The organism is Fibrobacter sp., assembly GCA_017503015.1.
In the GTDB taxonomy this organism is placed as follows: domain Bacteria; phylum Fibrobacterota; class Fibrobacteria; order Fibrobacterales; family Fibrobacteraceae; genus Fibrobacter.
The window spans coordinates 67,109-86,065 of sequence record JAFVTX010000002.1; the positions used below are offsets into that span (position 1 = coordinate 67,109).

At 51.9% G+C, this 18,957-nt stretch carries 24 protein-coding genes; 13 read left to right on the top strand and 11 right to left on the bottom strand.

Annotation, left to right across the window (positions count from 1 at the left end):
- Nucleotides 1-3 precede the first annotated feature (3 nt).
- Both IKB43_00775 and IKB43_00780 read left to right on the top strand, forming a co-directional pair.
- The gene (locus IKB43_00775; GenBank protein MBR2468679.1) at nt 4-729 is read left to right on the top strand and encodes an ATP-binding cassette domain-containing protein; all 726 of its coding nucleotides are present in this window, start codon (nt 4-6) and stop codon (nt 727-729) included.
- 73 nt (nt 730-802) lie between these two features.
- Complete coding sequence (locus tag IKB43_00780) at nt 803-1,648, top strand: metal ABC transporter permease (GenBank protein MBR2468680.1); 846 nt, start codon at nt 803-805, stop codon at nt 1,646-1,648.
- Between the two features lie 22 nt (nt 1,649-1,670).
- On the opposite strand, the gene IKB43_00785 is transcribed toward IKB43_00780, so the two are convergent.
- Genes IKB43_00785 through IKB43_00795 form a run of 3 tightly spaced genes read right to left on the bottom strand, consistent with a single transcriptional unit; the run spans nt 1,671 to nt 3,852 of the window.
- Entirely contained in the window at nt 1,671-2,729 is a 1,059-nt protein-coding gene (locus tag IKB43_00785; GenBank protein MBR2468681.1) for an MBL fold metallo-hydrolase, read from the bottom strand.
- A 43-nt stretch (nt 2,730-2,772) separates the two neighbouring features.
- Nucleotides 2,773-3,354 carry a flavodoxin family protein gene (locus IKB43_00790; GenBank protein ID MBR2468682.1) on the bottom strand — a complete coding sequence of 194 codons (582 nt, stop codon included), beginning with the start codon at nt 3,352-3,354 and terminating at the stop codon, nt 2,773-2,775.
- Between the two features lie 51 nt (nt 3,355-3,405).
- Nucleotides 3,406-3,852 (bottom strand): MerR family transcriptional regulator, encoded by a 447-nt coding sequence (locus IKB43_00795; protein ID MBR2468683.1) that lies wholly within the window; start codon nt 3,850-3,852, stop codon nt 3,406-3,408.
- A 147-nt stretch (nt 3,853-3,999) separates the two neighbouring features.
- Here IKB43_00795 and IKB43_00800 point away from each other — a divergent pair, with 147 nt between their 5' ends.
- The 8 genes from IKB43_00800 (at nt 4,000) to larE (ending at nt 9,733) form a co-directional block, all read left to right on the top strand.
- Entirely contained in the window at nt 4,000-4,404 is a 405-nt protein-coding gene (locus IKB43_00800) for a hypothetical protein (protein ID MBR2468684.1), read from the top strand.
- Nucleotides 4,405-4,468: 64 nt separating this feature from the next.
- Nucleotides 4,469-4,612, top strand: a complete 144-nt coding sequence (locus IKB43_00805; GenBank protein ID MBR2468685.1) for a twin-arginine translocation signal domain-containing protein — start codon at nt 4,469-4,471, stop codon at nt 4,610-4,612.
- Nucleotides 4,613-4,632: 20 nt separating this feature from the next.
- Entirely contained in the window at nt 4,633-5,472 is an 840-nt protein-coding gene (locus tag IKB43_00810) for a DUF362 domain-containing protein (GenBank protein MBR2468686.1), read from the top strand.
- 81 nt (nt 5,473-5,553) lie between these two features.
- On the top strand, nt 5,554-5,751 hold the full coding sequence (gene tatA, locus IKB43_00815) for a twin-arginine translocase TatA/TatE family subunit (GenBank protein ID MBR2468687.1): 198 nt from the start codon (nt 5,554-5,556) through the stop codon (nt 5,749-5,751).
- Nucleotides 5,752-5,824: 73 nt separating this feature from the next.
- Nucleotides 5,825-6,748: a twin-arginine translocase subunit TatC gene (tatC, locus tag IKB43_00820; GenBank protein ID MBR2468688.1), complete on the top strand. Its 924-nt coding sequence runs from the start codon at nt 5,825-5,827 to the stop codon at nt 6,746-6,748.
- A 54-nt stretch (nt 6,749-6,802) separates the two neighbouring features.
- Nucleotides 6,803-7,531, top strand: coding sequence for a nickel pincer cofactor biosynthesis protein LarB (gene larB, locus IKB43_00825; GenBank protein MBR2468689.1), 729 nt, complete (start codon nt 6,803-6,805; stop codon nt 7,529-7,531).
- A gap of 57 nt (nt 7,532-7,588) precedes the next feature.
- Nucleotides 7,589-8,881, top strand: a complete 1,293-nt coding sequence (larC, locus tag IKB43_00830) for a nickel pincer cofactor biosynthesis protein LarC (GenBank protein ID MBR2468690.1) — start codon at nt 7,589-7,591, stop codon at nt 8,879-8,881.
- Between the two features lie 39 nt (nt 8,882-8,920).
- Entirely contained in the window at nt 8,921-9,733 is an 813-nt protein-coding gene (larE, locus tag IKB43_00835) for an ATP-dependent sacrificial sulfur transferase LarE (protein MBR2468691.1), read from the top strand.
- Nucleotides 9,734-9,794: 61 nt separating this feature from the next.
- Here the strand turns inward: larE and IKB43_00840 are convergent, their stop codons facing one another.
- Together IKB43_00840 and IKB43_00845 are read right to left on the bottom strand one after the other, a co-directional pair.
- The gene (locus IKB43_00840) at nt 9,795-10,196 is read right to left on the bottom strand and encodes a hypothetical protein (protein MBR2468692.1); all 402 of its coding nucleotides are present in this window, start codon (nt 10,194-10,196) and stop codon (nt 9,795-9,797) included.
- 90 nt (nt 10,197-10,286) lie between these two features.
- Nucleotides 10,287-10,712 (bottom strand): hypothetical protein, encoded by a 426-nt coding sequence (locus IKB43_00845; GenBank protein ID MBR2468693.1) that lies wholly within the window; start codon nt 10,710-10,712, stop codon nt 10,287-10,289.
- Between the two features lie 143 nt (nt 10,713-10,855).
- Between IKB43_00845 and IKB43_00850 the strand changes: the two genes are divergently transcribed.
- On the top strand, nt 10,856-11,170 hold the full coding sequence (locus tag IKB43_00850; protein MBR2468694.1) for a multidrug efflux SMR transporter: 315 nt from the start codon (nt 10,856-10,858) through the stop codon (nt 11,168-11,170).
- On the opposite strand, the gene IKB43_00855 is transcribed toward IKB43_00850, so the two are convergent.
- The 4 genes from IKB43_00855 to IKB43_00870 all read right to left on the bottom strand — a co-directional run bounded on the left by IKB43_00855 (nt 11,130) and on the right by IKB43_00870 (nt 15,816).
- Nucleotides 11,130-11,813 (bottom strand): DUF4405 domain-containing protein, encoded by a 684-nt coding sequence (locus IKB43_00855; protein ID MBR2468695.1) that lies wholly within the window; start codon nt 11,811-11,813, stop codon nt 11,130-11,132. The two genes, IKB43_00850 and IKB43_00855, sit on opposite strands and share 41 nt — an antisense overlap.
- Nucleotides 11,814-11,842: 29 nt before the next feature.
- A complete protein-coding gene (locus IKB43_00860) occupies nt 11,843-13,006 on the bottom strand; it encodes an ATP-binding protein (GenBank protein MBR2468696.1) in 1,164 nt (387 codons plus the stop codon).
- Between the two features lie 129 nt (nt 13,007-13,135).
- Nucleotides 13,136-14,572, bottom strand: coding sequence for an SUMF1/EgtB/PvdO family nonheme iron enzyme (locus tag IKB43_00865; GenBank protein ID MBR2468697.1), 1,437 nt, complete (start codon nt 14,570-14,572; stop codon nt 13,136-13,138).
- The gene (locus tag IKB43_00870; protein ID MBR2468698.1) at nt 14,572-15,816 is read right to left on the bottom strand and encodes a carboxymuconolactone decarboxylase family protein; all 1,245 of its coding nucleotides are present in this window, start codon (nt 15,814-15,816) and stop codon (nt 14,572-14,574) included. Before IKB43_00870 ends, IKB43_00865 begins: the two co-directional genes overlap by 1 nt.
- A 378-nt stretch (nt 15,817-16,194) precedes the next feature.
- Between IKB43_00870 and IKB43_00875 the strand changes: the two genes are divergently transcribed.
- Nucleotides 16,195-16,482 (top strand): type II toxin-antitoxin system RelB/DinJ family antitoxin, encoded by a 288-nt coding sequence (locus IKB43_00875; protein MBR2468699.1) that lies wholly within the window; start codon nt 16,195-16,197, stop codon nt 16,480-16,482.
- Nucleotides 16,436-16,750: a hypothetical protein gene (locus IKB43_00880; GenBank protein ID MBR2468700.1), complete on the top strand. Its 315-nt coding sequence runs from the start codon at nt 16,436-16,438 to the stop codon at nt 16,748-16,750. Before IKB43_00875 ends, IKB43_00880 begins: the two co-directional genes overlap by 47 nt.
- A 213-nt stretch (nt 16,751-16,963) precedes the next feature.
- Here IKB43_00880 and IKB43_00885 read toward each other — a convergent pair whose 3' ends face one another.
- Nucleotides 16,964-18,112, bottom strand: coding sequence for a hypothetical protein (locus IKB43_00885; protein MBR2468701.1), 1,149 nt, complete (start codon nt 18,110-18,112; stop codon nt 16,964-16,966).
- 229 nt (nt 18,113-18,341) lie between these two features.
- On the bottom strand, nt 18,342-18,957 hold a 616-nt coding region (locus IKB43_00890; protein ID MBR2468702.1), incomplete at its 5' end, for a hypothetical protein.

Sequence of the window (18,957 nt, forward strand, 5' to 3'; positions counted from 1 at the left end):
GTGATGAGTAAGGAAAAAATACAGAAAAAGAATCTTGGCCAGAATTCTCAAAGGGAGCCTCAGGCGACCGAGCTTACGGCTCATACCCCATTGCTCAAATGTCGCCAGCTGACGCTAGGTTACGGCAGCAAGGATCTGGTCCGGGATTTGGATTACGATATCAACGAAGGCGATTACCTTTGTATCGTAGGTCATAATGGTTCCGGCAAGACCACGTTCCTGAAGGGAATTGCCGGCCTTCTTTCGCCCAAGTCGGGAAGCATTGAACTCTGTAGCGGTCTTAACCGCAATCAAATCGGGTACTTGCCACAGATGACGGTGGTACAGAAGGACTTTCCCGCTTCTGTCGAAGAGATTGTACTGTCGGCTTTTCAGGGGAAACACCGGCTGTTGCCTTTTTACAAGTCGGCGCACCGGGAGCGCGCCATGGAATGCATGGCGCTCACCCGAACCGAAAGTTTGCGTAAGTCCTGCTTCCGCGAACTTTCGGGGGGCCAGAAGCAGCGGGTACTGCTGGCGAGGGCCCTGTGCGCCGCCGAACGCCTGCTCTTGCTAGACGAGCCCGTTACCGGTCTAGACCCTGAATCTACCGGAACCATGTACCGCGTTATCGAAGACCTGCACCAAAAGGGAATGACTGTCGTCATGGTAACCCACGACGTGGATACCGCCCTGGACGATGCCACCCGCGTCATGGATTTCAATAAAATTTCAATTAAAGAAAGATAAAACCATTAAGCCAAGGAGATCCCCGCCGGAGTTTACCCCGGACTTTGTTCCGGGGCGGGGATGACAGTGTGGTATGCCGATTGACAAACTTCTTTTCTACCTAGATTTCCCCTTTGTGCGCTACGCCATTATCGTAGGCGTCTTGGTTTCGCTCTGCTCGTCGCTTTTGGGCGTGACCCTGGTACTCAAGCGTTACTCCTATATCGGTGACGGCCTTTCACATGTGGCCTTCGGGGCCCTTGCCATTGCCGCAGTACTCAAGGTCACAAACAACATGCTCATTATCTTGCCCGTGACAGTTGCAGTCGCCATCCTCTTGCTCTGCACTGGTAAGAACGCTCGCATCAAGGGGGATGCCGCAGTCGCCATGGTCTCGGTTGGGGCGCTTGCTCTTGGTTATCTGTTGATGAACCTGTTTTCTACATCGGCGAATATTTCGGGCGATGTGTGCACCACCTTGTTTGGTTCTACATCCATTCTTACATTGAAAGCAGGGGAGGTGTATCTCTGTGTAGTCCTTTCCGTTGTCGTGCTGGCCATTTTTGTGTTGTTTTACCACAAGATCTTTGCCATCACCTTCGACGAAAATTTTGCCCAGGCGACCGGCGTGAATACCGCTTTTTTCAACCTGCTGATTGCCGTTGTCGTTGCGGTCATTATCGTGCTTGCCATGAATCTGGTGGGGGCGCTTCTGGTGTCTGCCTTGGTGGTGTTCCCAGCTCTTTCGGCCATGCGCATTTTCAAGAGTTTCTTTTCGGTAACGGTCGCAGCAGCCGTTATCTCGGTGGCTTGCTCGCTAATTGGAATTCTAGTGGCTATCCTTGCAGGTACACCCGTTGGCTCCACCATTGTTGCTGCCGACATTGTTGCATTCGGCAGTTTCTATTTGATGAGCCTGATTCAAAGCAAAGAATCGTAATGTAAACAAAGCGATTGTCGGTTTACTCCAGGTACACGACCTCACCCATTTGCGGCATAAGCACGGGCTTGCCCGATTCCTGGGCGGCGCGTTTCGCATTTTCCAGCGGTTCCGTGTACGAATGCTTGCTCAGGCAGAACTTGGAGTGGTGAACCGTCATGTAGCGGTTTGCATCCAGTTCCACCATTTCCTTGCCCAGGTATTCCGGCATGGTGTGGATAAGCGACCAGTCCTTGTTATACTGCCCGTTTTCAAGAATCGCCAAATCGATGTCGGTAAATTTCTTTCCGATTTTCTCGAAGTGCGGGCCGTAACCCGAATCACCGCCAATCCATATAGTGCGCTTGGGAGACTTGAACGCGAACGACGCCCACAGAGTCTTATTCTGGTGCAAATCGCGGCCCGAAAAATGCCTTGCCGGAGTCGCCGTCACGTTAAAGCCTTCGCCCAGGTCAACAGATTCCCACCAGTCGAGTTCCGTAAGTTTTTCAACGGGATACTTCCAGTATTCAAAATGCTCGCCCACGCCGAGGCCTGTTACCACGCGCTTTACACGGGGTTCCAGTTCCGTCACCACCCGGTAATCCAAGTGGTCCCAATGGTCGTGCGTAATTACCAGGTAGTCAATATCCGGCATGTCGACGGGCTTGTAAACATCCGTTCCCTTGAACATCTTATTCACGAAACTCACCGGCGAGCCCTGGTAAAAAACCGGGTCCACCAGCACCTTCTTTCCGGATAAATTAAGCAGGTACGAGGAATGCCCGAACCACACAATCCAATCGCGGTCCAGCGGCAGCGATTTCAGGTCAGTCTTAATAACATTCATCGCGGTATCGGGAACGGTCTGACTCTTGTCACCGAACAGGAAATCCTTCCACACGGCAAACACGCTCCTGTCTCCCGTCATGGTGACGGTCTCGACCTCGTTCACGAACTGCTTGCCGTCGTAATTTGGAGACTGCTTGATACGTTCAAGGCGCTTGCCTTGTGGAATATGGCCGAAGCTCGCCTGCGATAAGAACAACACGCCCACGTCTCCCAAAATAAAAAGTACAGATAAGATAATCGCCGTAATCATGAGTTTCTTGTTCTTCGCAAAACGCAAGCGCATCGTTCCCATTCTAGCGGATAAAGTTCGTGAAGATTTTCTTTTCGGCTACGGGCTGCACCACGCCAGCCTTCTTGCCCGCTTCGATGCTCTTCAGGATCCACGCCATGTTGCGGCCCAGTTCCTTCATAATCTGCACGCCTTCCTCATCCTTCAGCACATCTTCAGGGCTAGAACCGTGAACCATGTTCCAATAGCGTGACGCCACCATGGGCTGCTGCGCAAATGCCGGATACTTGTTCAGAGCGTCAAGAGTAGCGCTGGTCCCTGCACGGCGGGCAGAAGCAACGGTTGCCGCCGGCTTAAAGAGCAGTTCCGCTTCGGCAATGCCGTAAAGCCTGTCCAGGAACATCAGCATCTCGCCACTCGGGGATGCGTAGTACACCGGAGAGCCGTAAACGACGGCATCGGCCGTTTTAAGGATTTCCTTGGCTTCGTGAACCACGGCGTCGGTTTCTCCCTTCAACACGCGGCCACCCACGAAGAAGATTTCCGTCTCGATGCCTGCGGCCTTGAGTTCGCCGGCTACGAGGCTCAGCGCCGTATATGTGCAGCCCTTTTCGCGACGGCTTCCATTGAATAAAACGACCTTCATCATAAACTCCTTTGTTTTTTGCTTAAAATAAAATGTTTCCTTATTAAAATTTTACTTGTCAAAATCGTCCGGGGATTCGAACAACTTTTTCTTCAGCTGCATGAACCGCCTTTCGTTGGTGGCGATTTCCAGGTTCCCCACCCGAACCGCTTCCCGATACAGCAGTTCCTTGTAGCGAATCTTGTTCATGACCACCGTAAGGCGGGCCATTTCCTTTTCAAGAATCTTGCGGCGGTTTTCAAAAAGGGACAGCCTTTGGGCAAGCGTAGAATCGCCCTCGTTGAACCACTCGATGTACTGGCGGATTTCCTTGATTTGCAGTCCCGAATCCTTGAGGCATTCGATCATGGTAAGCCAGCGAAGGTCTTCGTCGCTGTAAGCTCGTACGCCCGAGGCGTTCTTCTTGACAAAGGGAAGCAGTCCCTCTTTTTCGTAGTAGCGCAGGGTGTAGGCAGAAAGCCCTGTTTTCTTGACAACATCGCCTATAGAGTAAGTCATGTTTACAAAATATAAATATTTTCGCCCAAATGATAGAGTTAGAGTTAACTCTAAATAAAATTTTTCAACTTTTTTCACAAAAACTCAACACCTAGAGTAAACTCTAGGTATTATATTTCTTATAGAACATTTTCAAAAGGAGATTTTATGTGCTGTTTTGTCGTGCCCATGGCCGAAGCGGTCGTCACCACCATCGCAACCCTCGTGTTGCAACAGACCGACAAGTCTAAAAGTGAATCCAGGAACCTGGAAGCCGCTGTTTCCGGCGTTCCGCAGCCCTTCTATAAAAGCCTGCGCCTGCTTGCCCGTATGCTCTGGCTCGTAACAGGCGTCCTGATTATCGACCATGTCATGAACGGAGAACTCATGTGGAGTTACCCCTTCTTTACCGCTGCCACAAGCCCCGAAGGTGTTTCCGAGATGGTCCGGGAAATGTCAACGGTGGGTGTTGCCATGTCGGCATTTATCACGTCCGTATGGGCGGTGATGATTATCGCACGCAAGTACAAGGCCCAAACCCTCGCCAAGGCCGAGGTCCACACCAACCACTAAATAAGCAACTGCCTGGATTCTATCGAACCTTCGGTTCTCCAGAATGACAGGCTCAAGGTAAACTATGGATAGAAGAGACTTTTTAAAAACCGCAGGCGCAGCAGCACTCGCTTCCGCCGTATTCACACCCGCTTTCGCGAAAGGGAAATCCATGGAACAGAAGGAACCCGGAAAGGACGTTTCCAACGTCTATTTCACAAGGACCTGAGTGCCGCAGGCCTCATTAAGTTGTACAAGAAAATCAACGAGGGCATTACCGGACGTGTCGCCATCAAGCTCCACACCGGCGAAAAGAACGGCCCCAATATTTTGCCCCGGGAATGGGTCAAGGAATTCCAGGCGCAGGTTCCCAACTCCAAGATTGTAGAGACCAACACCTGGTACGAAGGCGACCGCTACACTACCGAACAGCACCGCGAAACCCTCAAGGTGAACGGCTGGACCTTCTGCGACGTGGATATCATGGACGAAGACGGCGAAGTGATGCTCCCCGTAAAGGACGGCCTCATCTTCAAGGAAATGTCCATGGGCGCACACATCAAGAATTACGATTCCATGATCGTGCTGACTCACTTCAAGGGCCACGCCATGGGCGGTTACGGCGGCTCCATGAAGAACATCGCCATCGGTTGCGCGGGCGGACGCCTGGGCAAGAAGATGATTCACGAATACGTGAAGGGCGGCCCCACCAAGATGGAAGCGGGCGGCACGGCGGGCTGGAAAACCAGCGGAGCCCTGTTCATGGAAACCATGGCCGATTCCGCGAAGGCCACCTGCGACTTTTTCAAGGGTCACATCTGCTTTATTAACGTGCTACGCCGCATGTCCGTAGACTGCGACTGCGCAGGGCTTTCTGCAGCGGAACCCAAGTGCCGCGACATCGGAATTCTCGCCTCCACAGACATCGTGGCGGTGGACCAGGCCAGCGTTGACATGGTTTACAAGCTCCCGCCCAAGGAACTTCACGACCTCAAGGAACGCATCGAGACCCGCGAAGGCCTGCACCAGCTGCCCGCCATGGAAAAGCTGAAGATGGGTAACCGTAAATACAGGATTATCGAACTGTAGCCTAGTTCGCGATGGCGCCGTAGATAAATTCTCGTCACCGTCGCGGATTATGTTATATTTCTAAGAAAAGGCAGGTAAAATATGTCCCTTGGAATTCCAGAAATAATCCTGATTGTGGTCGTGGTGCTCCTTTTGTTCGGGGCAAAACGCATCCCTGAACTTGCACGTTCCCTGGGCAAGGCCCAGAACGAGTACAAGAAGGCGAAAGATGCCCTGAAGGAAGAAGCCGAAGACCTGCAGAAGACGGTGGAAAAAGCCGCTGAGAAAAGTGATCAGTAAACAGTGGTTAGTATGCAGGGCGGCTTCGCCGCGATTATAAATCCTAATCACTAACCACCAACCACTAATCACTATGACTAGCAAACAGGATCAAGAGGCTACGCTGATTTCGCATTTGGAAGCGCTCCGTCGGGCGCTTTTGCGTTCTATTGTCGCCCTTGCCATCGGCATCGTGCCCCTGTTCCTTGTTTCTCCCTACGTTCTGGACTGGTTCTGTAAGCAAATTGCCCTGCAGGGCGGCGTCACGCTCCACTACTTTTCCCCGATGGAAGTGTTCCTGCTGCAGCTCAAGATTTCTGCACTGCTGGACTGCGTGCTGTTTTCGCCCTACATCGCCTGGAACATGTGGCAGTTCGTGCTCCCCGCCCTATACGACAACGAAAAGCGCTTCATCCGCTCCATCGTGGCCATGACCAGCGGGCTGTTTATCGCGGGCGTCGCCTTCTGCCTAGTCGTCTGCTTCCCGCTGATTGTGCAGTTCGGCATGAGCTTTGCAAGCACGACTCTGCAACCCGTATTCGGCGTCTCTAACCTGGTAACACTCGCACTCTGGCTTTCCCTTGCGTTCGGATGCATGTTCCAGTTCCCGCTAGTGACCTACGCGCTTATCCGTGCGGGCATCGTGAATTACGAGACCGTGTGCGGCAAGCGCCCCTACGTGGTGGTGGCAATCCTTGTGCTGGCGGCCCTCCTCACTCCCCCCGATGTTGTTAGCCAATTGTTGCTCGGAGTCCCGACGTACCTGCTCTTCGAAGCGGGTCTCCTGGCAGCCAGGCGTTACAAGGGGCGCGCCTTGAAAGAAGTCCACCCAGAAAACGCCCCGAACATCGCGCCGCAAGATTCGACTGCACCCGCGACGGAATCCGAGACTGCGCAAACCACAGCGACGAAAGCCGAAACCGACTCCCCCGCAGCCGACGACATCGATTTTGTGGCCCCTTCTTCCAAGTTCCAGGTTGGCGCAGAAAAAGACGCCGACAAGTGGAAACCTTATTGATTTTTAGAAAAATTTATTTGCCTTAGAGTTAACTCTAAGTGATATATTAGAAGTATGAAAAAGTTTGTTTCAAAAGATTCCTTTGAAGACCTCGGTTTTGCCAAGCTGGACGTGAGCCGCGAATCGCGCACAGGCACCAGCGAGGCCGTTTATTGCGCAGGCAAGACGTCTGAACATCTCCTGAAAATTCTTAGAAAGTTCCGGGACAAGGGCTGCCGCGTATTAGGGACCAAATGCAGCAAGGAACAGGCGGAATTCATCGCAAATGCAGGTGAGAAAATCTGCTACGACGAACTTTCCCGGACGATTTCACTGGCAGATGAAACGCCTACCAGACAAAAGCGCGGGCGTTCCGGCGGCAAGGCGGCGCAAACGGCTGCAAAACTCGGGTCGGTGGCTGTTTGTTGCGCAGGAACGGCGGACCTGCCTATCGCCGAAGAAGCCGCCAAGACTCTGGAATTTAACGGCGTGAAGGTCGTGCGCCAATACGACGTGGGGATTGCGGGGCTGCACCGCCTGCTTTCGAAGGTGGAGGAAATCCGCAAGGCATCGGTGGTCATCGCTGTTGCTGGAATGGAAGGTGCGCTCCCCGGGGTAATTGCAGGACTCGTGAAAGCGCCCGTGGTTGCCGTGCCCACATCGGTCGGGTACGGGGCATCCTTCGGCGGGATTAGCGCGCTACTCACCATGCTCAACACCTGCGCCGAGGGCGTGACGGTGGTAAATATCGATAACGGTTTCGGGGCGGCCATCGCCGCCTTCCGCATGCTACAAATAAAATAATCGAGTTTTTACCCGTCATCCCTAATCACCAACCACCAACCACTAATCACTATTTTTATGAAATATCTCTATCTCGACGGCTCTTGCGGTATCAGCGGCGACATGACGGTTGCCGCACTTCTTGGACTTGGCGCATCACGCGAAAAACTGGACGCGGCGATTGCGGGGCTCGGCCTAGAAGGCGTCCAAGTCCATGTGGAGAATTCAAAGAGTTACAGCATTGCAGGGCTTTCTTTTGCGGTGCATGTTCACGGCCACGATGCTGACCACGTGCATTCTCACGAAGAAGGGTATGTAGAGCATCATCATCATCATCACCATGAGCACGAGCATCATCACGAACATCGGCACTTGTCCGAGGTTTACGAGATTCTGGACCGCGCCGCAAATGCAGGGGCAGTCACTCCCCGCGCCCTTGAAACCGCAAAAAAGATTTTCCGCATCATCGCCGAAGCCGAGGCAAAGGCTCACGGCGTGCCCGTAGAAGAAGTCCATTTCCACGAAGTGGGTGCCGTCGATTCCATCGTCGATATCTTGGCGGTCGCCGTCCTTGCCGATGACCTTGGTATAGAGAACTGCATCGTTACAGGGCTCAACGAAGGCTCTGGCTTTGTGGAAACGCAACATGGCCAGTTGCCGATTCCCGTTCCGGCGGTAGCGCACATTGCAGAAGCAGCGGGCTTCGCGCTTCACATCACCGAAACGAAGGGGGAAATGGTCACCCCAACGGGAGCGGGCATCGTGGCGGCTCTGCGGACACAAGAAACTCTCCCCGCAAGTTACAAGATTTTAAAATCGGGCGTGGGTCTTGGCAAGCGCGATTTCGGGCGAGCAAATTTCTTGCGGGCACAAATCATCGAGGACTGCGCAAGCGACAAAGGCGGCGACGCAACATCCAGTGCCACAGGCTGCACCCCCGCAGATTGCAACGTTTTCCAGATTGAAGCAAACATCGACGATTCTACTCCCGAAGAACTAGGCTACGCCATGGACAAGCTCTTCGAGGCGGGAGCCCGCGACGTCCATTTTATCCCCTGCTACATGAAAAAGAACCGCATGGGCACTCTCCTGTGCGCCCTCGCCGACAGCGAGCACCTGGCCGCCGTAGAGAAAGCAATTTTCCTGCATACATCGACCGTCGGCGTGCGCCGTTTCCCCGTAAAACGCACCTGCATGGCCCGCAACACCTTCGAAGTCGAAACGGAATTCGGCAAGGTTCGCGTCAAGAAGTCCGTTTTGGGCGATATCGAAAAAATCAAACCCGAATTTGACGACCTGAAAGCATGTGCCGACAAGGCGGGCGTTTCCATCCGCGAAATCCAGAAAGCGGTCGAGAAGAAACTGCACTAAAAGTGAATTGTCAAACCGCAATTTTGTATTTTACTTTATATGGAAAGCTTGAACCAAAAGTTTGAAAAACTGAAAAACCTCTTGCGCGAAATGGACCGCGTCGCGGTAGCATTCTCTGGCGGCGTGGATTCCACGTTCCTGCTGAAAGTCGCCCACGACGCACTGGGCGACCGCGCCGTTGCCGTGACCATACGGCAGAGATCCTTCCCGGAAAGGGAACTGCGGGAATCCGAGGATTTTTGCGCCCGCGAAAACATCGCCCATGTTGTCCGCGAACACGACGAACTTTCAATCGAAGGCTTTGTGCAGAATCCCAAGGACCGCTGCTACCTCTGCAAAAAATCAGTATTCGGCCTGATCGGGCAAGTCGCCGACGAACTTTCGCTCCGCTACATCTGCGAAGGCTCCAACACCGACGACAATCGCGATTACAGGCCGGGCCACCGCGCCATCGCCGAACTGGGAATCAGGAGCCCCCTGCGGGACTGCGGGTTTTCAAAGGCTGATATCCGGGAACTCTCCAGGCAGTTGAACTTGCCGACCGCCGAAAAACCCTCGTTTGCCTGCCTTTCCAGCCGTTTTGTGTATGGCGAAACCATCACGGAACAGAAACTCCGCATGGTAGAAAAAGGCGAAGATTTCTTGCGGGCATTGGGAATAAAGCAACTGCGGGTGCGCATCCACGGCGAAAACGTCGCGCGCATCGAGGTGTTGCCCGAAGATTTCAACAAAGTCCTAGAAAAGCGCGACCAGATTCTCGCAGCCTTCAAGAAAATCGGATTTACCTACATCTCGCTAGACCTGCAGGGCTTCCGCAGCGGCAGCATGAACGAGACTTTAGCCACAAAGTAATAAAGAATTGAATAAAAGCCCCCTCGTTTTTCCGAGGGAGCCTTTTTGACGATATGTCCGTCTATTTCACGAAAACGGCGAGAAGTTTATGCGCTTCTTCACCTTCGGCAAAACGGATTTCACCTACGGTATGGTACTCGAATCCCGAGAACTGCTGCAGGTGCAGTGCCGCAAATTCGCGGTCCTGCGAATAGCAGAGATTCAGGCGGAAGTTCCCGTTGTCGCCTGTTTTCGGATGGCCATTTTTTTGAACGACCGCATCCAGGGCGCTTGGAGAAGCCTCGACAATTTCCTTGACCTTTTGGCCCTCCGTAGGGCTGTAATCCAGGCAAGTTCCCACAACGGGTGAATTCGTCCTGGTGTAGGTGACATTGGTCTTGAAACCGAAAAACTTCTTTTCGGTCTTGATATAGGGCTTGTTGAAGAGGGCGTTAGCCATCTCCATCTTGGAAATGTTTTCCATGTTCTTTCTCTTTTTTTAAATGAATGATGTCGCGCACCCGGTAAGGGCCGCGGCCATTTACCAGTGTTTAAGGCTTGGAGAAAGAACTTGCTAACAGAGCATTCGCTCTAGCGTATAAACGTAATACTCTTTTGATTTCTGATAAACTAGCGGCAAGGGGAAGCCGCATTGGGCGCAAACAGTTGGCCGCGCGATCTTAGTCGGAAATGGAGTTGCCTGCTTGAACGTTGCCGAACCGCGTCCGCCGTCCCCTTGAAGGCCGTTGCCGCGCGATGCACGCAAGGACACCTGCTGGCCCGACCTGCGTGTAAACTGCATGGCCTCGGCTGTCGATTCCCGCAACAGGAACAGCGGACTTTCGGCATGCACATTGTCGGCGGAGACCTTGCCATATTCCGAAGCCCGCCCCATTTCGGTTCCGTAATCGTAAACAAAAGAACCTTCGACAACGGCAGCAAGAATCGCGAACAACGCGACCGCAATCATCGAAGAAACATTTTGTTTAACGAACCTCATCGCTGAATAAGATAGATTTTTTTTGGCGGAATAACTATCTTTGTTCCATAATTTGAACCGCGCCCTGCTGCCACCGGGTAACAGGGGAACACGCATTCTTTATCGTTAGGTCTTTGAAGATAAAGATTCCTGGAGGTAAAGAAATGGAATGGTTTATGCTTGCCGTGGCGGGCGTTCTCGAAGTGGTTTGGGCCTGCGCCATGAAATACTCGGAGGGCTTTTCCAAAACAGTCCCTTCAGTCATCACGGTAATCGGTTTCCTTTTGAGCGCCGTATTCTTGTCGCTCGCCGTAAAGAAACTGCCGCTCGGCACCGCCTATGCGATATGGACAGGACTAGGCACGGTGGGAACGTTCGCCCTGGGCGTTTATCTATTTCATGAGCATTTCTCTATCCCGAAAGCCATTTGCGTTTTGCTTATCTTATCCGGGATTGTCGGCTTGAAATTATTGCATTAAAGAGATGCACCGCAACGGCAAACAGCACGACGATGGCAATATAGTCCGCGAAAAATAGTGCGTAACCGCGTTCCGCATCAAAGAAGAAAAACGACTGCTGCAGGAACATGTATTTCCAAAGCCCGCGAATAACGAAGGCGTAAATTCCGTAGCCCGCCACGAGAGCGGCAATCACGCGGGTTGCGATAAGCGCCGCCTTTGACTTGAAAGCGCCCGCAAGCCCCAAGCGGTTTGCAATCAAGCTCACATGCAACCCGATGTGGAGCGACATGAACACGTAATACCAGTGGCTTGCAAGCAGATGCGCCGTGCGGGCAAAATTTGCGCCCGATTCAATCCCGAGCCAGGCGAACACGTGGTTCGAAAGCATGATTCCGCTCACCATCAGGAAAATCGCGCACAGAAGAATCCCGCAATTCACGACCGCCTGCAGAATACGGAATGCGTTGTAGCGGCCCTTGAACAGCGAAAGAAAAAACCGCCGGTTCAGCGTGATATGCACCGCCCACAGAACAAGCAGCACCACGCCCAAAATCTCGTGAACGGCGGTCGATTCAAAGAAATAATTGCCACCCATCAGCACGAGCGTCGCGACCGTCATCGCGATATCAAGCGGCATACGGATTTTTGCTGTAATAGGCATATCAAGTAAAACTCATCACAGAAAACTTACTACCTGCCAACGATTTTTCCAGCATCCTTGTAATTTACGCAACGGCATCCCTTGAAGTTCTCAATATTATCGCCGGAATAGACAAGGATTTTTTTCATGCTTTCAAATTCTGGAATCGACGCGACCTTCGTAAAATTCTTGAAGTAGTCCGTATTGACTGTCGACGAAGACTTTATCTCGACCGCATTCCAGCAACCTTCGTTCTTGAACAGCAAATCCAATTCGGTCCCGGACTCTGTACGGAAATAAAAGAACTCCGTCGGCATGTTCTGATTCCATGCAGATTTTAAAGTTTCAAGAATAACAAGATTTTCAAACAAATTACCATGCAGGGGGTCTCGCGCCACCTGCTCAGGGGTTTCAATTCCCAAGAGCCTCGCCGCAAGCCCAGTATCGGTAAAATAAATCTTGGGAGACTTGATCAAGCGCTTCCCCACATTGCCGAACCACGGTCTCAACTTGAAAACGACATTTGAAATTTCCAAAACGGAAATCCATTCGGCGATGGTCTTGTTCGACACGCCCACGTCGGCTGCAAGAGAAGACGTATTCAAAATCTGCCCTACCCGCCCAGCCAGGAGTTTCACGAAAATATCAAACCTGTCAAAATCCCTGATGCGGATAAGGTCACGGACATCCCGCTCCACATACGTGCGGAAATAGTCGCGATAATAGATGTTGGGTTCTATGTGGCTATCGAATATTCTCGGCATGCCACCAAAATAGAGGCATTCATCCCTCTTTTGCTCGATTCCGGCAAGGGCCAGTTCCCGCAACGAAAGCGGAAGAAGCGTAAGAATTGAAGTTCGCCCCGCCAAAGTCTGTGAGACACCCTGCATCAAGGTCAGTTGCTGGCTCCCCGTAAGGATGAACGCTCCATTCCGGTTCAGGGAGTCGCTGACAACCTGGATTTCGCTCAAGAGTTCCGGGCAACGCTGCACCTCGTCGATAATCAGAGGCGGCGGGTTGGAAGCCAAAAAACCGCGAGAGTCCTCCTTGGCCATCAGCCGCATGCTAGTCTGTTCCAGGTTTACATAGCGGTACTCCGGGAACGTCTGGCAAGCAAGCGTCGTTTTACCGGACTGTCGTGGCCCAATAAGGGTCACGACGGGGTATTTCTGGGCCATGCCCTTTAGAGATTCGGTCAATTCTCGCTTAAACATGTATATAATATACATAAATTTATGGATTTTGGGAATTCAACTCCCAAAATCCATAAATTTGTCGTTCTATTTGTATTATTTTCGCCAATATCGCCGTTTTTCAAGAAAAAAATGTCAAAGCATGTTCTATTATTTCGTCTTCACGCCGTTTTTCTCGAGCCACTTGGCCACATCTTTCGAGAGACTCGAACCGCCGGAATAATGCACCGAAAGGCCCTCGCCGATTTTTGCGTTGGGCGCGAGCTTCGCAATCGCGGTAATGCTCTGGCCAAAGCGCCCACCACCGTGGGAGCAGAACGGCAGAATCCGCTTGCCCGCAAAGTCGTAACTTTCGAGCAAAGTCGCGATAGGCATCGGGATACTCGCCCACCAGTTGGGGTAACCGATGATAATCGTTTCGTAGTCGGCCCACTTCTTTGCGTCGGGCTTTTTCTTGAGGGCAGGGCGCGCCTGTTTGTGCTGATCGTTCTGCGCCTGCTTCAAGACGGTGTTGTAGTCGTCGGAATAGGGTTTCACCAGTTCAAGTTCCACCATGTCGAAACCGGTCTGCTTCTTGATTTCGCGGGCGACACCGCGGGTATTCCCGCTCCAGGAATAGAAAACGATTAGCGCGCGGGAAGCCCCTTTCGTGTTCGACGCCGCCTGCGCCTTTTCGCCCTTAAAGCCCGCCGCTTCTTGGGTCACAAAAGTTCCCTTGACGCCTGCACCCGCATTCATGGCGAGCCTGAGCCCCACATTGTAACTCTTGCTGGATTGCTGCATGGCACCGCGATAGGCGCTGCGGAGGTTCTTGCCGAAATCGTTCCAGCCGCCACCGCGATGCACGCGCCTCGTGCCCGAAGGCTTGCCCGCCGGATCGACCGTCACGCTTGTCGAGCCCGCAGAAACACCGTAATCGCCGTAAAAGTCAAAGCACCATTCGCCCACGTTCCCGTAAATGTCGTATAGCCCGAAGGGATTGGGCTTGAATTTGCCCACGGGGAGCGTGTTCCCGCGGTAAACACCGGGACGTGTTTCCAGAACCTCGTCGTTGAAATAGTTCTGCTCAATTTGATACGGATAATGCCCGTAAAAATTCACGTCGTCGGCACCGGGAGCCTTCTTTGTGTAGAACGGCGTGGTCGTGCCGCCCCGGGCCGCGTATTCCCATTCCGCTTCGGTGGGGAGCCTGTAGCCGTTCGCCTCGCGATTCCAGCTGACCGCATCGCCTTCGATAGCGTAAACGGGAGTGCGTCCGTCGCGTTCGCTTAACTTGTTGCAAAAACGAACCGCATCAAGCCACGTGATGTTTTCGACAGGCAAATCGTCACCCTTGAAACTGGAAGGATTTTCGCCCGTCACCTCGCGATAAAGCTTTTGCGTCACCTCGTATTTACCCAGGTAAAAATCGGAGACCTTCACCTTGTGCAGCGTCTCGTCGTTGACGCGCCAGTCCTCGTTTGCGGGGCTTCCCATGTTGAAAGTTCCGCCCTTGATAAGCACGAAGCCGTCGGGCGCAGGTGCCGCCGCAAAAGTTCCTGCCGTCATAAGGCCAATAAATGCGCAAGCGAGAATTCTGGCAAACATTATTTCAACTTCCCGTAGTCTTCGTCGCTCACGGGCTCAAGCCATTCGTTGCTTGTTCCTTCGCCGGGAACTTCAATCGCCAAATGCTGGAACCAGGAATCCGGAGCCGCCCCGTGCCAATGCTTGACGCCAGCCGGAATGTTCACCACGTCGCCGGGCTTCAGTTCCACCGCCGGCTTGCCCCATTCCTGGTAGTAGCCGCGACCCGCCGTCGCAATGAGAATCTGGCCACCGCCCTTCTTTGCGTGATGGATATGCCAGTTGTTGCGGCACGCCGGTTCAAAAGTCACGTTCCCGACACCCACCTGTTCCTTGCTGATCATGTCGAGATAACTCTTGCCCACGAAATACTTGGCGTAGGCGTCGTTCGGCTTACCCACCGGGAACACACTCCAGTCCTTGCCTGGCATGGATTTTGCGGCAGCAACCCCAGCACCCGTCGCACCTGCCGTCGCTTCGGCAGGCTCAGCGACCTTCGTCTCAGCCACCGCTTCCTTGAGCAGTCGCAACGCGTTCAGCGTGCGCGGGTAACCGCAATACGGCAAGCAGTTGTAAATCGCCTGTTCCACGTATTCGGCCGTGCGAATCTTCAGGTTCGCGCCGATATGCGCCTTGAGCTGCGGTTCCGTTCCCAAGTTCACGAGAATCGCCATCGTCAAGAGTTCGCGGGTATTCAGGTCGAGCCCCTTGCGGGTGTAGTAATCGCCAAAGCAGTTGCTCGCAAGGAAGTAATTGATGGTCGGCATACCGCTCTTGCCGTTCTTCGCCATATCGCGGAAACTCTGGCCGAACAGCGTTCCCTGCGCGTCGGCACCCGCCTCCAGGCGGGACTGCGCCGTCACCGTCGCACGGTTTTCGTCCACCTTCACGTTCTTCGCCTTGAACACGCTGCGGGCAATTTCCACCGCATCCACTGTCCGCGGGAACCCGGTATAGGGGGCGCACTGGTAAATCGCCTCGAGAATTTCTTCGGGAGCAAGCCCCTGCGCAAGCGCCGTCGCCACTTCTTCTTGCAAAAGAGCGCCCGACTGCTGCGTCACAAGCGACACCAGGCGAATCAACTCCACCTCGCGCTTTTCCACAAGCGGAGTCGCCGCCGGAACCTCGTTCTGCGTGAAGTTGTCCATCACGGCACGCAGTTCCTTGTCCTGCGAAAGTGCCTTTGCCTCGCCCTGCGGGCAGCAATCACACGCGGCAAGCACCGCACCCATACCAAGCATCGTCATAATCGTCCCTAGTTTCATGGTTTGTTCCTTTTTTATCTACGCCTTTAATATAAATAAATGCGCAAACCCCGCAAAATACCAAATTTTCATGCTCAGTATGCATGAAACGCATAGTGAAAACGATGCATCACGACCATTTGGGCGTTTCCCGGCCTGGGGCCGGGGCGGGCTATACTCGCTTCGCTCGCCGAGCCTGTAGTCTCGGCCCTTACGGGTGACTATCCCTAACGCGATTTCAGTGTGGAGTGTGGAGTGTGAGGGTCCTGAAATGGGCTAATTTCTCCGTATTTTTTGAGAAAATTAACCTATAAAGCCTAAAAAATTATATATTAACATTAAAGTCACTTGCATGCACACAGAATACATTTGTATATTTTATAAATACGGAGGTATGCCATGCAGAGCACATTACTACAAGTCAGGGTGGACGAAAAGACCCGTTCCGCAGCAGGGAGCATTTTTGAGAAACTCGGTATAGACCTGCCGACAGCCGTCCGAATGTTCCTTGCCCGCACCATTCTCGAAAACGGCATCCCTTTCAGCATGAAACTCCGCCCGACCGCACCCGACGATGTCCTTGAAGCCATGAAGCAGGCTTCGCAGTCCGCCGCCGATGCAGGAGTCGCCGACATGTCCCTTGAAGAAATCAACGCCGAAATCGCACAGGCGCGGGCAGGCAAATGAAGTGCTGTCGCGCAAGAAGTTTCATTTTCCAGCAGAAACCGTCTATTTCTTGATTTCTCGCCTGAAATCCATCGGCGTGAACCTTGCTGCCGTTGAAACTCTCGTTGGCGATTTTCCCGATCCGAAAGATGTGGTGTTTTTCGAGGTCGCCATGGAGAAGAACAAGACCGATGAAACTTTTCTGGTCACGGGCAACCAGAAGCATTTTCCGCAACACCCGAAAGTCGTCACCCCTGCGGAAATGCTGAGAATTCTGGACAACCTGTAGTCTGCCTAATGTAAAAACAGGGCGTTCCCCGGCACGGGGCCGGGGCGGGTGCTGCTCGCCGAGCACGCTCGGCTCATCGAGCCGCTTGCGCGTCTCGCCACCGCGTGGCGGTGCGACGCCCCCTAACGCAGACGCGGGTGTGTAATGTGTAGTGTGGGGTGTGGAATGATTACCCGAAGGGGATTTAGACCTTCTTCTATAACTCGTTTAAGACTACTCTGCTTCTTCGACTATCCTGGCACAACGGACAGGATATGCATTTCTTTTGGAAACAATTCTATCATAATCCGTTTGTTCGTACATTGAATTATAGGTGAAAAAAACCGTTGCCTTGTCAGAGGATGTATTTTCAGAGGCGCTCCAAAAATATGCAGATTCCCATATTGACTCATACTCCGCAGTATCTTTCCCAAATTGTTGCAAATGGCCCGTATAAATGAGTCCTAAATAAGTATGCAAATCTCCTGCATAACTTAAAGAGGAACGTGACATCCCATAATCGTCATGATGAGCATCACTCCAGTTGTTTACCGTCATGACAAACCAACCATCGGGACATATTCCCTGGTGTCCCCCTTTTTTACTGGTTTTGATTTGGCATCGGGAGTCTTCCTGTGACAATGACTCACAATCTTTCGGCAAAGCCATCGCCTCGCTCCAAGTGTATAAAGCTCCATAATGGTTGTCGCAATACCAGGGATCATCGTTGTAGCAATATTTTTCAACAATATTATCATCAAATTCTAATTCCGATGACAATACCTGCTTTCCATAATTTAGGTTATCAACAAAAACATACAATGTGTCGCCCGAAGACGTATGTTCCCTAAGAACAGTATATTTTTTTTCAAGACCATCTCTACTATCAATATAAAAAGAAAAATTCTTTCCATCAAGAAATATTTCATCAGGGTGCTTTATACTGTCCTTTGCATGCAAAGAGAGACTCGAGGAACTCGGTGCAATGTATAAGACATAAACTCCATTTTCACAAATATGCGGAATGCCATCTATTTTTACACGATTCCCCTCCTTAGTACATGAAAAAACTTCTCCTTCACTACTAGAAGACTCAGAATCAAAAACACTTGACGAACTTTCGCTTTTTGAAGTGGTCTTTCGAGATGAACTAGAGTGTTCTATTGTATTTCCAGCATCTTGCTCATCGGACGAGGAAATTTCATCCCCCGTTTTAGATTCTGACGATTTGTCTTTATTAACGGTCGTCGATGAAGACGACTCAACAGCAGATGTTTCGTTGTTGTCTTCAGTTGCCGACGACGAATCGTCACAGGCGGAAAGGGCGAAGAATGCCGCGAGCACCGCCACCCACAAGAAACCAAGACCCTTGACACACTTCATACCATTATCTCCTGTAAAAATTTTCACCACCCACAAACCAAGCAATGTGAAATATGGAATGTGGAATTTATACCGCAAAATCCATCATTAGACGGGTGCCAAGCTGTTCAATACGGTAGGGGTTGTTCCCCTTTTCGTGTTTATACCCCTTCTTCTTGTTCGCAGCTCTCTTTCCCTTGTTATTTCCGCCAAACATACATACTCCTTGTCGCTTTAGACCGTTTATAGTTTAATCCGTTATGCAACGAATAGACAACGCCGCCGTCTTGCGGAAACGATTTACACTCACAGAGGCTTTATTAACCAAGTGATGGGCGGTAATTAGCCTTGACATTGCAATATTTGACCCAATAGAATCTATACCGTATACATCACTACTAAGCCAGAATGCCGTTCGTTCGTGTAGATATACACTAGAATCACCTCTTTGTTTAATTGGGTCATCTTCAGCATACCCAGCGGCCAAAAGAGAGGTTCCAGTCTTGTTGTTAGCGCTCTTTTCATACCACCATGTGGACTTGGATAAATCATCAACCAAAGAGCCTGTAATTTGCTGAACTCCAGCCGTTACCCATTCATCTTGAGTAAGTATATGCCAACCTTTTGGACACAAACCTTTCCACAGGCTTCTTTTGATTGTTTGCCACCCATTATTGAGTTGCGCTGTAGTCCAAATCGTATCAGGACATTCGGCACTGTTCCCGGTAGGAACCGTATCACACGTCCTTGGCAAACCAAAGGCTTCACTCCACGTGTAAAGTCCGCCAAAAAAGTGATCACAATACCATTCGTCATCATCGTAACAATGCTTCTGCACCTCTGCATCAGATTCCTCCCCTAATTTC

Bases quoted from the DNA above. Each gene is read 5' to 3' on its own strand.
- IKB43_00795 (MBR2468683.1), bottom strand. From the start codon at position 3,852: ATGACTTACTCTATAGGCGATGTTGTCAAGAAAACAGGGCTTTCTGCC.
- larC (MBR2468690.1), top strand. From the start codon at position 7,589: ATGAAATATCTCTATCTCGACGGCTCTTGCGGTATCAGCGGCGACATG.
- IKB43_00870 (MBR2468698.1), bottom strand. From the start codon at position 15,816: ATGAAACTAGGGACGATTATGACGATGCTTGGTATGGGTGCGGTGCTT.
- IKB43_00855 (MBR2468695.1), bottom strand. From the start codon at position 11,813: ATGCCTATTACAGCAAAAATCCGTATGCCGCTTGATATCGCGATGACG.
- IKB43_00800 (MBR2468684.1), top strand. From the start codon at position 4,000: ATGTGCTGTTTTGTCGTGCCCATGGCCGAAGCGGTCGTCACCACCATC.
- IKB43_00845 (MBR2468693.1), bottom strand. From the start codon at position 10,712: ATGAGGTTCGTTAAACAAAATGTTTCTTCGATGATTGCGGTCGCGTTG.
- larE (MBR2468691.1), top strand. From the start codon at position 8,921: ATGGAAAGCTTGAACCAAAAGTTTGAAAAACTGAAAAACCTCTTGCGC.
- tatA (MBR2468687.1), top strand. From the start codon at position 5,554: ATGTCCCTTGGAATTCCAGAAATAATCCTGATTGTGGTCGTGGTGCTC.
- IKB43_00875 (MBR2468699.1), top strand. From the start codon at position 16,195: ATGCAGAGCACATTACTACAAGTCAGGGTGGACGAAAAGACCCGTTCC.
- tatC (MBR2468688.1), top strand. From the start codon at position 5,825: ATGACTAGCAAACAGGATCAAGAGGCTACGCTGATTTCGCATTTGGAA.
- IKB43_00865 (MBR2468697.1), bottom strand. From the start codon at position 14,572: ATGTTTGCCAGAATTCTCGCTTGCGCATTTATTGGCCTTATGACGGCA.
- IKB43_00860 (MBR2468696.1), bottom strand. From the start codon at position 13,006: ATGTTTAAGCGAGAATTGACCGAATCTCTAAAGGGCATGGCCCAGAAA.
- IKB43_00775 (MBR2468679.1), top strand. From the start codon at position 4: ATGAGTAAGGAAAAAATACAGAAAAAGAATCTTGGCCAGAATTCTCAA.
- IKB43_00885 (MBR2468701.1), bottom strand. From the start codon at position 18,112: ATGAAGTGTGTCAAGGGTCTTGGTTTCTTGTGGGTGGCGGTGCTCGCG.
- IKB43_00850 (MBR2468694.1), top strand. From the start codon at position 10,856: ATGGAATGGTTTATGCTTGCCGTGGCGGGCGTTCTCGAAGTGGTTTGG.
- IKB43_00790 (MBR2468682.1), bottom strand. From the start codon at position 3,354: ATGAAGGTCGTTTTATTCAATGGAAGCCGTCGCGAAAAGGGCTGCACA.
- IKB43_00805 (MBR2468685.1), top strand. From the start codon at position 4,469: ATGGATAGAAGAGACTTTTTAAAAACCGCAGGCGCAGCAGCACTCGCT.
- IKB43_00785 (MBR2468681.1), bottom strand. From the start codon at position 2,729: ATGATTACGGCGATTATCTTATCTGTACTTTTTATTTTGGGAGACGTG.
- IKB43_00780 (MBR2468680.1), top strand. From the start codon at position 803: ATGCCGATTGACAAACTTCTTTTCTACCTAGATTTCCCCTTTGTGCGC.
- larB (MBR2468689.1), top strand. From the start codon at position 6,803: ATGAAAAAGTTTGTTTCAAAAGATTCCTTTGAAGACCTCGGTTTTGCC.
- IKB43_00840 (MBR2468692.1), bottom strand. From the start codon at position 10,196: ATGGAAAACATTTCCAAGATGGAGATGGCTAACGCCCTCTTCAACAAG.